At 69.5% G+C, this 15,449-nt stretch carries 9 protein-coding genes; 8 read left to right on the plus strand and 1 reads right to left on the minus strand.

Annotation, left to right across the window (positions count from 1 at the left end; translation table 11 throughout):
- Positions 1–269: 269 nt before the first annotated feature.
- The 8 genes from ACZ5Z2_RS14080 (at position 270) to ACZ5Z2_RS14115 (ending at position 13,714) form a co-directional block, all read left to right on the plus strand.
- Positions 270–1,535 carry an MFS transporter gene (locus tag ACZ5Z2_RS14080; RefSeq protein WP_464759226.1) on the plus strand — a complete coding sequence of 422 codons (1,266 nt, stop codon included), beginning with the start codon at positions 270–272 and terminating at the stop codon, positions 1,533–1,535.
- Between the two features lie 25 nt (positions 1,536–1,560).
- Complete coding sequence (locus ACZ5Z2_RS14085; protein WP_464759227.1) at positions 1,561–3,795, plus strand: glycosyl hydrolase family 95 catalytic domain-containing protein; 2,235 nt, start codon at positions 1,561–1,563, stop codon at positions 3,793–3,795.
- A 328-nt stretch (positions 3,796–4,123) separates the two neighbouring features.
- Complete coding sequence (locus tag ACZ5Z2_RS14090) at positions 4,124–5,941, plus strand: tetratricopeptide repeat protein (protein ID WP_464759228.1); 1,818 nt, start codon at positions 4,124–4,126, stop codon at positions 5,939–5,941.
- On the plus strand, positions 5,938–8,208 hold the full coding sequence (locus ACZ5Z2_RS14095) for a glycoside hydrolase family 65 protein (RefSeq protein WP_464759229.1): 2,271 nt from the start codon (positions 5,938–5,940) through the stop codon (positions 8,206–8,208). The genes ACZ5Z2_RS14090 and ACZ5Z2_RS14095 overlap by 4 nt, the downstream gene beginning before the upstream one ends.
- Positions 8,205–9,854, plus strand: coding sequence for a trehalase family glycosidase (locus tag ACZ5Z2_RS14100; protein ID WP_464759230.1), 1,650 nt, complete (start codon positions 8,205–8,207; stop codon positions 9,852–9,854). The genes ACZ5Z2_RS14095 and ACZ5Z2_RS14100 overlap by 4 nt, the downstream gene beginning before the upstream one ends.
- Before the next feature lie 65 nt (positions 9,855–9,919).
- A complete protein-coding gene (locus ACZ5Z2_RS14105; RefSeq protein ID WP_464759231.1) occupies positions 9,920–10,993 on the plus strand; it encodes an alpha/beta hydrolase in 1,074 nt (357 codons plus the stop codon).
- A gap of 73 nt (positions 10,994–11,066) precedes the next feature.
- Entirely contained in the window at positions 11,067–12,464 is a 1,398-nt protein-coding gene (locus tag ACZ5Z2_RS14110) for a sigma-54-dependent transcriptional regulator (protein ID WP_464759232.1), read from the plus strand.
- Between the two features lie 602 nt (positions 12,465–13,066).
- The gene (locus tag ACZ5Z2_RS14115) at positions 13,067–13,714 is read left to right on the plus strand and encodes a hypothetical protein (protein WP_464759233.1); all 648 of its coding nucleotides are present in this window, start codon (positions 13,067–13,069) and stop codon (positions 13,712–13,714) included.
- Positions 13,715–13,865: 151 nt separating this feature from the next.
- On the opposite strand, the gene ACZ5Z2_RS14120 is transcribed toward ACZ5Z2_RS14115, so the two are convergent.
- A complete protein-coding gene (locus ACZ5Z2_RS14120; RefSeq protein ID WP_464759234.1) occupies positions 13,866–15,425 on the minus strand; it encodes a sensor histidine kinase in 1,560 nt (519 codons plus the stop codon).
- Positions 15,426–15,449 lie beyond the last annotated feature (24 nt).

Genomic DNA, 15,449 nt, shown 5'->3' on the forward strand with positions numbered 1-15,449 from the left:
TACAAGCGGCGCGGGCCTTCATCCTTCGATGCCATACCCGGATTATTCCGGACAGCAGTGGGCGAAAGCCGGGATCCAGTGTCTGCAGCATTGATTGTGATTGAACGCAAAGACACTGGATTCCTGCCTTCGCCGGGATGACGGGCGATTGCCCCGGATGGCTGACCGCGATTTCGCATGAGCTAACGTTCTCCCCGCGTTCCGGCCCGGATGGCGCGATGGCGGTTCGGGCCGTCTTTTTCCGCAAGGCTTGCCAGCACGAGGTGCGCATGAACCGTTTCCGCATGATCGCCGCGCTCGCGCTGACCTACGTGGTCTTCGCGATCCTGCTCAACAGCGTGGGCACGGTGATCCTGCAATCCATCGCCAGCTTCGGCGTGGGCAAGACCGAAGCCAGCCTGCTCGAACTGTTCAAGGATCTCACCATCGCCGTGGTCTCCTTCGGCGTGGCCTCCTTCCTGCCGCTGATCGGCTACCGGCGCGCGATGATCCTGGCGCTGGCGCTGCTCGGCGCCGCCTGCGCGCTGATGCCGCTGTGGCCGGGCTTCCGCACCACCGAGGTGCTGTTCACCTGCGTCGGCATCTCGTTCGCGCTGGCCAAGGTCGGCGTGTATTCCTCGATCGGCCTGCTCACCGCCGACCGCGCGGCGCACGGCCGCCTCACCTCGACCATCGAGGGCATCTTCATGCTCGGCGTGCTGGCCGGCAACTGGCTGTTCAGCGCCTTCATCGACCGCGCCGCGCCGGCCGACCTGGTGTGGCTAAACGTGTACTGGGTGCTGGCCGCGCTGTGCGTGGCGACGATCGTCCTGCTCGCCGGCTCGCGCATGGACGAGTCGGCGGCGCACAACGCGCGCACCACAACGATGAAAGGTTCGCTGGTCGAAATGCTGAGGCTGTTCGCGCGGCCGCTGGTCTACGTGTTCCTGATCTCGGCCTTCCTCTACGTGCTGATCGAGCAGAGCTTCTCCACCTGGCTGCCCACCTTCAACAACGAGATCCTGAAGCTGCCGAACGCGATGAGCATCCAGCTGGCCAGCATCCTGCCCGGCGCCATCGCGCTGGGGCGGCTGGGCGCGGGCCAGGCGCTGCGGCGCATGCACTGGTACACCCTGCTCAACCTCTGCGTGGTCGGCATGGCGGCCATCGTGATGGTAAGCCTGCCGCTGGCGCGCGGCATCGAACCCGGCACCGTGGCCGGCTGGCGCAACGCGCCCGTCGCGGCCTGGCTGTTCCCGCTGGTGGGCCTGCTGATGGCGCCGATCTACCCGGTGATCAACTCGGTGGTGCTCAGCTCGCTGCCCAAGCCCTCGCATGCGGCGATGACCGGCCTGATCGTGATCTTCTCCGCACTGGGCGGCACGCTGGGCTCGCGCATCACCGCCATCGTGTTCGCCCGCTTCGACGGCATCGCCGCGTTCTACTTCTCGCTGCTGCCGATGGCGCTGGTGCTGCTGGCGCTGTTCTTCTTCAAGCGCGAGACGGATCGCGCGAATCCCGCCGCCACCGCCGCCGTCGGCATGGCGGCCAAATGAACCGCCAACCATCGCCGGAGCCCGCATGAAAAGCCGACTCGCCTGCCTGGCCCTCGCCGCCCTGTTCGCCGCCCCCGCGATGGCGGCCACCGATCCCGGCTTCCTGCTCACCGGCACCAGCGACAACTTCGGCAGCTACTTCCCCAGCTACCTGGCGAACGGCTATTTCTCGGTGATGACCTCGCCGCGCGGCACCGAGCCGAACCGCGGCTACATGGTCGCGTTCATGGACTACGCCAAGGGCGACATCGCCCGTCCCGCGGCGATCCCCGACTGGAACGAGGTCGACTACAACCCCGGCGGCGGCTGGCTCAATGCCACGCGGCTGGACGCGAAGATCTTCGCCGGCTACGCGCAGACGCTGGACATGCACGACGCCACGCTCACCACGCGCTACGACTTCGACTACGCGAACAAGTCCACCGGCGTGGAGGTGCAGAGCTTCGTCAGCGAAGCCGATCCGCACCTCGCCGCGGTGCGCTTCACCGTCACGCCGAAGTTCAGCGGCGACGTGCAGCTCAGCTTCCCGATCCGGCTGTGGTCGGAACACCAGCCGCGCTTCCCGATCGGCAGCATGAGCGGCGACCAGATGATCGCCGCGGTGATCGCCAGCGGGCAGAACCTCGACAACAAGCCGGTGCCCACGCCCGACCGCGCGCCGGTGTGGTACCCCGGCTACACCCAGGTGCTGTCGGACGACGGCGACGCGAAGACGCTCACGCTGTGGCTGGACGGCCGCGCCGAGCAGGGCCTGGCGATGGCCGAGGCCGCCGCGCTGGAACTGCCGCCCGGCATCGCGGTGAAGAGCGCCACGGTGTCGAAGAGTCCCTACAAGCTGTCGCTCGACCTCGTGGTGCACGTCGAGCAAGGCCATACCTACGCCTTCACCAAGTACGTCGCCCTCTCGCGCGAAGGCTGGGGCGGCGATGCCAAGGCCGACCTCGCGCTCGCCACCCAGGCGCGCGCCGCCGGCTTCGACGCGCTGCTCGCGCGCCATCGCGACGCGTGGCACCGACTCTGGCAATCCGACATCGTGGTGGACGGCGACCCGCAGGTGCAGAAGGCCGTGCATTCCGACCTGTACTACCTGCTGTCCAATACCACCACCGGCACGGCGTGGCCGATGGGCGCCTGCGCGCTCACCCCCAACTACGCCGGCCACGCGTTCTGGGACAGCGACTCGTGGGTGTTCCCCGCGCTGCTGCTGCTGCACCCCGAGCGCGCCAAGCCCATCGTGATGTTCCGCCACCGCACCATGCAGCCCGCGCTGGCGCGCGCGAAGCAGTACGGCGCCAAGGGGCTGATGTATCCGTGGGAAGCCGACCCGCAGACCGGCATCGACAACACGCCGCACTTCGCCTACGACGTGTACCGCGAGATCCACGTCAACGCCGACATCGCCATCGCGCAGTGGCAATACTGGCTGGCCAGCGGCGACCGGGACTGGCTGAAGCAGTACGGCTGGCCGGTGATCCGCGGCATCGCCGAGTTCTGGGCCAGCCGCGTCAGTTACGACAAGGCGCACGACCGCTACGAGATCCTGCACGTCACCTCGCCCGACGAGGCCTACAACGACGTGCCCAACGACTCGTTCACCAACGCCGCCGCGCAGAAGGCGCTGCGCATCGCCGTCAAGGCGGCGAAGCAGGTCGGCGCCACGCCCGATCCGCAGTGGTCGCGCATCGCCGACAAGATGTACATCCCGTTCGACGCGGCGGCGCAGCGCCACTACGACTTCGACCCCTCGGTGCCGCACGACAAGATCACCTGGATGGGCTCTTCGCTGGCCTGGCTGATGTATCCCAACCTCGACCTGCCGATGTCGCCGCAGGTGCGCCGCAACGACTTCGACTTCCAGCTGCACGAGCTGAAGACGCACGGCGACGATCCCAACGAGATGATGATGGTGATGCTGGCCGTGGGCGAATCCGAGCTCGGCGACGGCAAGGCCGCCGGCGATTGGCTGCAGCGCAACCTCGTGGGCTTCCTCAAGCCGCCGTTCAACGTGCGCACCGAAACGGTGGCCAACAACGCCGGCTACATCCTCGCCACCTCGGCCGGCTACATCCAGAGCCTGGTCTACGGCCTCACCGGCCTGCGCATCGACGGCAAGGGACTCGACCCGGCCTACGCGCCGGTGCTGCCGCCCGGCTGGAAATCGCTCACGCTGAAGGGCGTGAGCTTCCGCGGCAAGCGCTACGACATCCGCGTGGAGCGCGACGCGGCAGGCAAGGCGAAGCTGGTGCGCCATGAACTCTGACGCATCCCCTACCGTTCACACTGAGCGCAGCGGCGACGCGGGGAGCGGCCATGGATGCTCGCGCTTTGAGGAGCGAGGAAGTCGAAGTGCCCGCCCTGCCCCCTTCGACTTCGCGTCTTCGACGCTACGCTCAGGGCGAACGTCCATGCCCGACGACAGGCCACGCATGCACAATGAACCCTGACGCATCCCCCACCGTTCGCACTGAGCGTAGCCGCGCAGCGGCGAAGTCGAAGTGCCTACCTTGGTACCTGCCCTTCGACTTCGTGCCTTCGGCGCTACGCTCAGGGCAAACGGCGGGGCCTTGCGACCGGTCACACGCAAGCTGATGCCCACCTCCTCGCCCACGCTGCTCGAATCCATGCGCCAGGTCGGCGCGCTGCTGCAAACCGGCGACCTGCGCCACGCGCACGAGCGCTTGCAGGCCATCGTCGCGGAACACCCGGACAACGTGGAGGCGCTGCGCCTGCTCGGCGCCCTGCGCCTGGGCTTCGGCGACGCGGAAGGCGCCGAGGCGCTGCTGCGCCGTGCGCTCGCGCTCGATCCGAACTGGGCGCCCACGCTCGCCACGCTGGGCGAGCTGCTGCTCAACAACGGTCGCGACGATGAGGCCGAACCGCTGCTGCGCCGTGCGGCCACGAAGCTGCCGCAGGCCGCGCTGCGCCTGGCGCGGCATTGCAACGAGCGCCAGCGCCCGGCCGAGGCGCTGGCCCTGCTCGCGCCGCTGTGCGCCGCCGGGCCGGCCGATGCCGAACTCGCTGCGCAGCACGTGGCGGCGCTGGCCGCGCTGGGCCGCGCTGACGAAGCGGTGGATCGCTACCGCCGCGCAGCGGAAGCCGCGCCCGGCAATCCGCTGGCCGAACACGCCCTGGCCATCGCGCTGGCCGCCTGCGGCAGGCACGCCGAGGCCGAGCGCCACGCCGGTCGCGCGCTGGCGCACGGCGGGCCGACGGCGGCCGCCTGCTTCACCCATGCACGCAGCCTGGTCGCACTGCGCGAATTCGCGCGCGCCGAGGCGGCGCTGCGCGACGGCCTGCAACGGGAGCCGCACCACGTCGAAGCGCACGACCATCTCGCACGGCTGGTGTGGATGCGCAGCGGCGACCTCGCGCAGGCGACTGCGACGCTCGACGACGCCCTGCGCCGCTTCCCGCACGACGAGCCCCTGCTCGCCGCCAAGTCCGCGATCCTGCAAGGCGCCGGCGATGCGCGCGGCGCCTGGGCCTGCCTCGCCGAATCGGCCGCGCGCCCGCAGGCCTCGCCTGCGCTGTTGATACGCGCGGGACTGGCCGCGCTGGAGTTCGACCCGGCCGTCGCACGCGCGCTGGCGGAACGCGCGCTGCGACGCGCGCCCACCACGGCCGCGCGCAACCTGCTCGCGGCCGCCCTGCTCGGCACCGGCGACGCACCACAGGCCTTGATCCATTGCGAGGCCCTGCTCGCCGGCGCGCCCGACGACCAGTACCTGATCGCCTTGCAGACCACCGCCTGGCGGCTGCTCGGCGACGCGCGCCACGACGCGTACTGCGACTACGCGCACCTGGTGAAGCCATACCGCCTGCAAACGCCGCAAGGCTGGCCGAACCTCGACGCCTTCCTCGCCGACCTCAGGCGCAGCCTGGAAAAATTGCACGACCCGCAGGGCCATCCGCTGCTGTTCCAGTCGCTGCGCCACGGCACCGAGACCACCGAGGATCTCGCGCGCCACGATGACCCGGTGATCCGCGCGCTGTTCCAGGCCTTCGATGCGCCGATCCGCGACTACCTCGCGCACATCGGCCACGGCGACGACGCGCTGCGCCGGCGCAACCGCGGCACGTACCGCTTCAACGGCAGCTGGTCGGTGCGGCTGCGCGACGCGGGCTTCCACGCCAGCCACGTGCATCCGCGCGGCTGGATCTCCTCGGCCTGCTACATCGACCTGCCCGACGGCATGGCGGAAGCGGCCACACCGGACGGCTGCCTCGCCTTCAGCGAACCCGGCATCGTCACCGCGCCGCCGCTGCACGCGCAGCACGTGGTGCGCCCCGCGCCCGGCCTGCTGGTGCTGTTCCCCTCCTACGTCTGGCACGGCACCGTACCGTTCCGCAGCGACCGCGCGCGCCTCACGGTGGCCTTCGACGCCGTGCCGGGAGCCTCCGCATGAAACGTGCAGCCCTCGCCGCGATCCTGTCCGTGCTGGCGATGCCGCCCGCTTTCGCGGCGACCGGCGATGCCGGCTTCGTGTTGCAGGCCAGCGCCACGGACTGGGCCGATTATTTCCCCGGCCAGCTGGGCAACGGCTACGCCGCCACGCTGACCGCGCCGCGCGGCACCGAGGATGCGCCGGCCTACCTCGCCGCCTTCATGGATCGCACGCCCGGCGACATGGCGCGCCCCGCCGTGGTGCCTGCGTGGAGCGGCATCGACTACCGCGCCGTCGGCGGCGCCTGGCTCGACGCCGCGCCGCTGGACGCCGCGCATTTCCAGGACTACGCGCAGACCCTGGACATGCACGACGGCACGCTGGCCACGCGCTATGCCTACCGCGACGGCCAGCGCAGCACCGATGTCAAAGTCCTCTCGCTGGTGAGCCAGGCGTCGCCGCACCTCGCCGGCAGCCGGCTCACCCTCACGCCGCACTTCGACGGCCGCGTGGAACTGTCCTTCGCGCTGGACGGCTGGGCGCCGCACCGGCCGCGCTTCGCGCTGGCCCGCATCACCGATGCGCAGATGCACGAGGAACTGGACAAGCATCACCTGAAGCTGCAGCCCGTCGCGCCCGCCACGCCGGATCGCGCCGCGCTGTGGTATCCCGGCACCACCGAAGTGCTGGCCCACGACGGCGATGCCGCGCGGCTCGCGCTGTGGCTGGACGGCCGCGCCGCGAACGGCTCGACGATGGCCGAAGCCGTGGCCGTGTCGCTGCCGCGGGACATGCGCCCCGTGTCGGCCAAGCTGGTGCGCGACGGCCTGCGCCTCGCGCTCGACGTGGTGGTGGACGTGCGCAAGGATCACGCCTACCGCTTCGCCAAGTTCGTCGCCGTCTCGCGTGAAGGCTGGGGCGGCGATGCGCGGGCCGACCTCGCGCTGGCCACGCAGGCGCGCGAACGCGGCTTCGACGCGCTGCTGGGCGCACAGCGGGATGCCTGGCATGCGCTGTGGAAGTCCGACGTGGCGATCGACGGCGACCCCGCCGCGCAGCGCATCGTGCATGCCGACCTCTACTACCTGCTGTCCAACGTGGCGCCCGGCACCGCGTGGGCCACCGGCGCCTGCGGCATGACGCCGGGCTATGCGGGGCACGTGTTCTGGGACAGCGACACCTGGGTGTTCCCGGCCCTGCTCCTGCTGCATCCGCAACGCGCGAAGTCGCTGGTGGCGTTCCGCGCCCGCACGCTGCCCGCGGCCGAGGCGCGTGCCCGCGCGCGCGGCCTGCGCGGCGCGATGTACCCGTGGGAGGCCGATCCCGAGGACGGCAGCTCGCAGACGCCGCATTCGGCCCAGGTACTCGACGAGCGCGAGATCCACGTCGACGGCGACGTCGCCATCGCGCAATGGCAGTACTGGCTCGCCAGCGGCGACAAGGACTGGCTGCGGCGGCACGGCTGGCCGGTGATCCGCGCCGTGGCCGACTTCTGGGCCAGCCGCGCCAGCTGGAACGCCGCGCATCACCGCTGGGAAATCGTCCACGTCGCCTCGGTGGACGAGGACTACAGCGACGTGCCGAACGACACCTTCACCAACGCCGTGGCACGCAAGGCGCTGCGCATCGCCGACGCGGCCGCCGCCGTGCTCGGCGCGGCGCCCGATCCGCGCTGGGCCGAGGTCGCGGACGGCCTGTACCTGCCGTTCTCGGACAAGGACGGCCACCACCTCGACTTCGATCCGTCCGTGCCGCACGACCGCGACACCTGGGGCGGCAGCTCGCTGCCGATGCTCGCGCTGCCCTCGCTGGATCTGCCGATGGGCGAGGCCGTGCGCCGCCGCGACTACGCCTACGCGCTGAGCCCGATCGAGCATTCCAGCCGCGACCCGAACAGCATGGGCCTCGCCCCGCTGTCGATCGCCGCGGCCACCGCCGGCAACGCCGCGGATGCCGACAGGTGGTTCGAGCGCAACCTCAAGGCGCGCGTGGTGAAGCCGCCGTTCGACGTGCGCACCGAGACCGCCACCAACAACACCGGCTACTTCCTCACCGCCGGCGCCGGCATGCTGCAGAACATCCTGTACGGCTTCACCGGCCTGCGCATCGAATCGCAGGGACTGGTGCCGGCCTACCCGCCGCTGCTGCCCGCGCACTGGACGGCGCTGACGCTGAAGAACATCGCCTTCCGCGGCAAGCGCTACGACGTAACCGTGCGGCGCCAGCCCGGCGGCAAGACCGACCTGTCGATGACCGCCCTCCCTCCCACCGGGGACACCACGCCATGAAACTCCGCACCCGCCTCGCCGTCCTGCTGCTCGCGCTGTCGTCCGCACCGCTGGCCGCCGCAGCCGCGCCCGACGCCGCGAAAACGCTGGCCTACATCCACCACGCCTGGCCCACGCTCACGCGCCGGATGGACGACTGCTCCGCCTTCGGCAAGGGGCCGGGCGACACGCAGCTCGCCGTCTACCTGCCACAGCGCTTGCCGATGCCCGCCGACCTGCCGCGCATCGCCAAGGCCTGCCACGTGGAAGTGCGCCGGCTGCCGCAGAGCATCCGCGAACTCGGCAGCTTCGACCCCGCCACGCTGCCGGTGCAGGGCCTGCTCTACCTGCCGCATCCCTACGTGGTGCCCGGCGGCTTCTTCAACGAGATGTACGGCTGGGACAGCTACTTCATCGAACTGGGCCTGCTCGCCGACCACCACGAGGCGCTGGCGCGCGACATGGTGGACAACGCGCTGTTCGAGGTGCGCCACTACGGCGGCGTACTCAACGCCAACCGCAGCTACTACCTCAGCCGTTCGCAGCCGCCCTTCCTCGGCGCGATGATGGCCGCGCTACTGGCCGACCCCGCCAGTTTCCGCGACGACGCCGACAAGCGCGCCTGGCTGGCAAAGGCCTACCCGCTGGCGGTGCGCAACCACGACCTGTGGACGCGCCCCGCGCATCGCGCCGGCGACACCGGCCTGGCGCGCTACTTCGACTACGGTCACGGCCCGGTGCTGGAAGCGCACGACGCCAGCTACTACCAGGGCGTGATCCGCTGGCTGCTGGCACATCGCGCGCAGGATCCCGGCTACCTGATCAAGGCCTCGCGGCGCCCCGACGCCGCTGAGGCAGCACGGCTGAAGACCGCGAGCTGCGACACCGCGGCCTCGCCGGTCTGCGCCGACGCCTGGGTGGACGGCTACCGCCTCACCGCCGACTACTACCTCGGCGACCGCGCGATGCGCGAGTCGGGCTTCGACACCGACTTCCACTTCGGCCCGTTCGCTGGCTCCACCCACCACTACGCGCCGGTGGGCCTGAACAGCCTGCTTTACCGCTACGAGCGCAACCTGCACGACTTCGCCGCCGCGCTCGGCAAGAGCGCCGACGCCGCGCGCTGGCAGCAGGCGGCGGACGCGCGCAGGGCGGCAATGGATAAGTACCTGTGGCAACCCGCGCAGGGCCGCTACATGGACTACGACTTCGTCGCCGGCAAGCCCTCCGGCGATCCCTACCTCAGCATGTTCTACCCGCTGTGGGCCGGCGCCGCCTCCGCCTCGCAGGCGCAGGCACTGCGCGGCAAGCTGGCGCTGTTCGAGAAGCCGGGCGGGCTGGCCATGAGCACGCGCGCCACCGGCGCGCAGTGGGATGCCCCCTTCGGCTGGGCGCCGACCAACTGGCTGGCGGTGAAGGGCCTGGCGGACTACGGCTTCGACGCCGACGCGCGGCGCATCGCCGCCGAGTTCACGGCCACCGTGGATCGCGGCTATGCCGACGACGGCACCATCCGCGAGAAATACAACATGGCGAGCGGCAACGCCGACGTGAAGATCACCGCCGGCTACACGCAGAACGTGGTCGGCTTCGGCTGGACCAACGGCGTGTACCTCAAGCTGCGCGCCTTGCTCGACGGCACCGCCGGAAAGGCCGCCACGCCATGAGCGCCGCCGGTCGCACGCATTCGTTCGCAACAACCAAGAGCGCAACCGGCGCGCGAGGAATCGCCATGCATCGCCAACCCCTCCATCGCCTCGTCTCGGCGCTGCTGTGCGGCAGTCTGTTTGCCGCTGCCGCCATGGCGCAGGACACCAGGCCCGGCGTGCAGGCCGACGGCAGCGTAAGCGCGCCCGCCGCCAGCGTGCCCTACTCCGCGTTCGCCTCGCCGCAGGCGCGCGCGTTCTTCCCGGGCATGCTCGCCTACGGCGCCAAGGCGTCGCCGCTCGGCGGCCCCATCGCCGCAAGCCGCAGGTTCTACGACAGCCAGAACAGCGAGCGCGCGAAGCTGATGGAAAAGCTCTACCCCGTGAAGCTCGGCCGCGACACCATCGCCGGCGTCGGCGTGGACGTGGTGCGGCCCGCGCAAGGCGTGTCGCCGGAGAATCGCCGCCGCGTGCTGCTCAACCTGCACGGCGGCGCCTTCCTGTGGGGCGCGCACAGCGGCGCGCTGGTGGAGTCGATTCCCGTCGCCAGCATCGGCCGCATCGAGGTGATCGCCGTGGACTACCGGCAAGGGCCGGAATACACCTTCCCCGCCGCAAGCACAGACGTGGAGAAGGTCTACCGCGCGCTGCTGAAAACCCACAAGCCGGCCGAGATCGGCATCTACGGCTGCTCGGCCGGCGGCATCCTCACCGGCGAGGCGGTGGCGCGCTTCATCCACGACAAGCTGCCGGTGCCTGGCGCGATCGGCATGTTTTGCGGCGCGCTCACCGACCTGGGCGGTGATTCCTCCTACGTCGCGCCGCTGCTCAACGGCCAGGGCGTGCCCGCGCATCCGCTCGGCCTCGCCGCGCTGCCCTACTTCCGCGGCGCCGATCCGCGCGACCCGCTGGTGCAGCCCGGCCTGTCGCCGGCGCTGCTGGCGAAGTTCCCGCCCACGCTGCTGATCACCGGCACGCGCGACATGGCGATGAGCTCGGTCGTGCACAGCAACGAGCTGCTGCGCGAGGCGGGCGTGCCCACCGAGTTGCGCGTGTGGGAAGGCATGTGGCACTCGTTCTTCTCCGACCCGCAGTTGCCCGAGTCGAAGCAGGCCTACGCCGCCATCGTCGATTTCTTCCAACACCGCCTGGCCCGCTGAACGCGGGCAATGCTTTGCCCTCGTCGGCGCCACGAGTATCCTCGTAGGCAACACCGCCATTGCCGAACGCACCATGAGCCAACAGACCGTTCTGGTCATCGACGACGAGCGCGACATCCGCGAACTGCTCACCATCACGCTGGGACGCATGGACTTGCAGGTGGACGCGGTGGGCACGGTTTCCGAGGCGCGCCGCGCGCTCGGCGAACGCAGCTACGACCTCTGCTTCACCGACATGCGCCTGCCCGACGGCAGCGGCCACGAGATCCTCGAATACATCTCGGCCAACCACCCGGAAACGCCGGCGGCGATGATCACCGCCTACGGCAACGTGGACGCCGCGGTGAACGCGCTGAAGGCCGGCGCGTTCGACTTCGTCTCCAAGCCGGTGGACATCCAGATGCTGCGCCAGCTGGTGCGCACCGCGCTGCGACTGGCCGAGGAACGGCGCAGCGGCAAGGCCGCGGCGAAGGCCGGCAACGCCGGCGAGCGACTGGTCGGCGACTCGCAGGCCATGCAGCAGGTGCGCGCCACCATCGCCAAGCTCGCGCGCAACCAGGCGCCGGTGTACATCGCCGGCGAATCCGGCGTGGGCAAGGAGCTGGTCGCCCGCCTGATCCACGAGCAGGGCCCGCGCGCCAGCGGCCCGTTCGTGCCGGTGAACTGCGGGGCCATCCCCTCCGAGCTGATGGAAAGCGAATTCTTCGGCCACAAGAAAGGCAGCTTCACCGGCGCCGGCGCCGACAAGGAGGGCCTGTTCCAGGCCGCGCACGGCGGCACGCTGTTCCTCGACGAGGTAGCTGAGCTGCCGCTGCACATGCAGGTGAAATTGCTGCGCGCGATCCAGGAAAAGGCCGTGCGCCCGATCGGCGCGCGCGAAGAGGTGCCGGTGGACGTGCGCATCCTCTCCGCCACGCACAAGAACCTCGCCGCGCTGGTCGAGCAGGGCCAGTTCCGCCAGGATCTGTTCTACCGCATCAACGTGATCGAGCTGCGCGTGCCGCCGCTGCGCGAGCGCCGCGGCGACGTGCCGCTGCTGGCCAGCCACATCCTGCAGGGCCTCGCCCGCAAGGACGGCAGCACCCCACGCCACCTGCTGCCCGAGGCGCAGCAGGCGCTGGAAAGCTACGACTTCCCCGGCAACGTGCGCGAGCTGGAAAACATCCTCGAACGCGCCACCGCGATGTGCGACGGCGACCGCATCGACGCCCTCGACCTGATGCTGCCGCAGCGCCAGGCGCGCGCCGAGGCCGCACCCGCCGCCGGCCAACCGGCGACTCATGCCGCGGCGCCCACGCCGGCCCACGCCTCCGCCGACGGCGGCCTCGACGACTACATCAGCAACCTCGAACGCAGCGCCATCGTGAAGGCGCTGGAGGAATCGCGCTACAACAAGACCGCTGCCGCGAAGAAGCTCGGCATCACGTTCCGCGCGCTGCGCTACAAGCTGAAGAAACTCGGCATCGACTGAGGACGCCTGCAGCCCTCTCCCCGCCGGGGAGAGGGTTGGGTGAGGGGCCACCCTTGCCTCACCGCCCCTACATGCGAACCTCTACTCGCCGCGCTAGAAACAACAGCGGTTTCGAGCGCCTGCCGGCGCCCGAGCTACTTCTCCTTTGCTTGTCCAAAGGAGAAGTAGCCAAGAGGAAACGACACCCCGGTTGGCGCTTGCCGTCCATCCATGGACGGCAAGTCCGTGAGCCGGGGCCGGGCTTTTCGAGCGGACTCCTGTCCGCGCGAAAAGGCGAGCCCATCCATGGGCTCGCCCGCTGCGCGGCCTTCTCGTCCCCGCCTCACCGCCGCCCAGGGGCCCCGAAAAAGCAGCGAGCATCCTGCGCGCCAGAAGCAGCGCTCGGACGTTTCACCACGGTACGCATATCCGGACTTTCGAGACGATAAAACATGTCACCCCGTTTCACGCGATATGCCCGCCAGCATGCCCGCGACTGCCAGCTGAAGGCGTCAGCGAGCCCTTTGCCAGCGCAGAGAATTTCCTCGCTTGACGCAACCATGGTCGCGATGGAGCATGCTTGCACATGCCCTGATTCGGGGTTCACTACGCGTTAGCTTGCTATGGAAACTTGGCAGTCAATCCTATTAGCCATCGGCGGCAATACCGCATTAGTGATGGTTCTCGCGTGGTTAGCAAAATCGCTTGTCGGCGCATCGCTCGCCCGCGACATCGAAAAACACAAGTCCGATTTAGCACTCAACGCGCAAGAAGCGGCCGATCGTCTGCGCCACCAACTCCAGCTGGCGGCGCAGGAGCATCAAGTTACTTTCAGCAAGCTTCAAGAGCGTCGCGCCAAGGTTGTAGCCAAAGTTTACGCCTTGTTAGTTGAGGCGTTCTGGGAAGGAGAAAGCCTTGCGTCGCCCATGGAGTGGGCTGGTGAACCAACTAAAATCGAAAAATACTCCACCGCAATAAATGCAATCGCCACTTTCTATCGCTACTTCGACAAACACCGCATTTATCTACCTGACCCTTTGTGCAAGAGTCTTGAGTCCCTAGTCAAAGACACTCGGTGGCAGATTGTTCGTATGGGTGGATACGTTAAGTACAACGATGTTTCGCTTCCTCCGCCAGCGCAAGACAAGAAGCTCGAGGTATGGGAACAAGCTTGGGATCATTTCAAGAAGCAGGTACCTGAGGCTCGGGCAGCACTCGAGCGCGAACTTCGAGTGCTCATCGGTGATACATCCGCGTCATTAGCAAGCTAACCTCTCAATCCAACGGACACCATACCGGTGCCGCTGATTTTCGGCGTTAGGCTTCAAGAGCATTTCCGGGCCTCACCAGAGGCAATCACTCACGCGAGCACCGGCCCCTCACCCAACCCTCTCCCCGGAGGGGAGAGGGCTTTGAAGTGCGTCAGCCGGCCGCGCCGGCCAGCGCCAAACGTAGTGTGCGCAGCAGCTTGCGCGTGGTGACCGGCTTGTCGAGCACGTGCAAGCGCGGCAAGGGCGGCAGTCCGGCGGGCTGCGGCGGTGCGTCGGGGCGCGCCAGCATCACCACGGCGCCGTCGTAGCCCTGCTCGGCCAGCGCGGCCAGCATGCGCTCGCCGCTGAACAGGTTCATGTCGGCGTCCATCAGCACCAGGTCGGGCTTGCCGTGCTCGACTATCCACTGCAGCGCGGCGGTACCGCTCTGGCTGGCGCTGGCCCGGTAGCCCCAGGCGTCCAGCGTGTCGCTGAGCAGGGAGAGTTCGCTGGCGGCCTCGGCCACCACCAGCACGCATTCGCCGGCGCCTTCCAGCGTGTTGATGTCGTCGCCCGCTTCGGCCGTGTCGGCAGCGGCTTCCTGCAGAGGGATGTAGAGGTCGAAGCGGGTGCCTTTGCCCGGCGCGCTGTCCACGCGCATCACGCCGCCGTGGCTGGCGACGATGCGCCGGCACGACAGCAGGCCGAGGCCGGTGCCGCTTTCCTTGGTGGTGAAGAACGGCTCGAACAGGCGCGCCAGCACGTCGCTGCCCATGCCGGGGCCGTTGTCGATCACGCTGAGGCGCAAGTAGCGGCCGGCGTGCGCCTGCTCGCCGGGCTGGAAGAAACCCGCGTCCAGCCGCAGCTGCGCCGCCTCGATGCGCAGGTCGCCGCCGCCCGGCATGGCCTGGATCGCGTTGAGGCAGAGGTTGAGCAGGCATTGCTGCAGCTCGGTGTGGTTGCCGGCGAATTCGAGTTCGGGCATCTCCACGGCCATCTGCATGCGGATGGCGCGCGGCACGCTGCCCTGCAGCAGCAGGCCCAATGCGTCCATCAGCGCGCCCAGCCGCACCTGCTCGGCGCGTCGCGCGCCGCGCGCGAAGGAGAGCATGGACTGCACCATGTCCAGCCCGCGCTTGCCGCAGCCGCGCACCAGTTCGCCCAGCCGCGCAAGCTGCGGGTCGTCGTCGTATTCGCGCAGGCTCTCGCCGGCCAGCAGCAGCGGCTGCAGCAGGTTGCGCAGGTCGTGGCTGAGGCCGCCGGCCAGCATCGCCAGGCTCTCGAAGCGTTGCGCACGGATCAGTCCGGCCTCGGCGCGCTGGCTGGCGCGGTGCTCGGCGGCCTCGGCCAGCGCGCGGCGCACGGCGCTGGCGAGGCGCGCCGGGTTCTGCTTGAGGATGTAGTCGGTGGCGCCGTTGCGCAGCGCGGCGATGGCCGCCTCCTCGCCCAGCGTGCCGGAGACGAAAATGAAGGGCAGCTCCGCGTCGCGCTGGCGCAGCAGCTCCAGCGCGCGCTGGCCGGAGAAGCCCGGCAGGCTTAGGTCGGACAGCACGATGTCGGGCGCGAACTCGCGCAGCGCGGCGAGGTAGGCCGCCTCGCCGTCCACCACGCGCGCCTCGTGCGCCAGCGCGTCGTCGGCGAGCTCGGCCAGCGCCAGTTCGGCGTCCTCGCGGTCGTCCTCCACCAGCAGCACCCTGATCGGGCGCGCATCGCTGCCGTGCGAACCGTGCATGGATGACTCCATCGTCCGCAATCC

This window comes from Rhodanobacter sp. G1 (assembly GCF_055397855.1).

Coding starts and splice junctions, on each gene's coding strand:
- ACZ5Z2_RS14120 (WP_464759234.1), bottom strand. CDS start 15,425: ATGCACGGTTCGCACGGCAGCGATGCGCGCCCGATCAGGGTGCTGCTG.
- ACZ5Z2_RS14090 (WP_464759228.1), top strand. CDS start 4,124: ATGCCCACCTCCTCGCCCACGCTGCTCGAATCCATGCGCCAGGTCGGC.
- ACZ5Z2_RS14110 (WP_464759232.1), top strand. CDS start 11,067: ATGAGCCAACAGACCGTTCTGGTCATCGACGACGAGCGCGACATCCGC.
- ACZ5Z2_RS14095 (WP_464759229.1), top strand. CDS start 5,938: ATGAAACGTGCAGCCCTCGCCGCGATCCTGTCCGTGCTGGCGATGCCG.
- ACZ5Z2_RS14100 (WP_464759230.1), top strand. CDS start 8,205: ATGAAACTCCGCACCCGCCTCGCCGTCCTGCTGCTCGCGCTGTCGTCC.
- ACZ5Z2_RS14080 (WP_464759226.1), top strand. CDS start 270: ATGAACCGTTTCCGCATGATCGCCGCGCTCGCGCTGACCTACGTGGTC.
- ACZ5Z2_RS14085 (WP_464759227.1), top strand. CDS start 1,561: ATGAAAAGCCGACTCGCCTGCCTGGCCCTCGCCGCCCTGTTCGCCGCC.
- ACZ5Z2_RS14115 (WP_464759233.1), top strand. CDS start 13,067: ATGGAAACTTGGCAGTCAATCCTATTAGCCATCGGCGGCAATACCGCA.
- ACZ5Z2_RS14105 (WP_464759231.1), top strand. CDS start 9,920: ATGCATCGCCAACCCCTCCATCGCCTCGTCTCGGCGCTGCTGTGCGGC.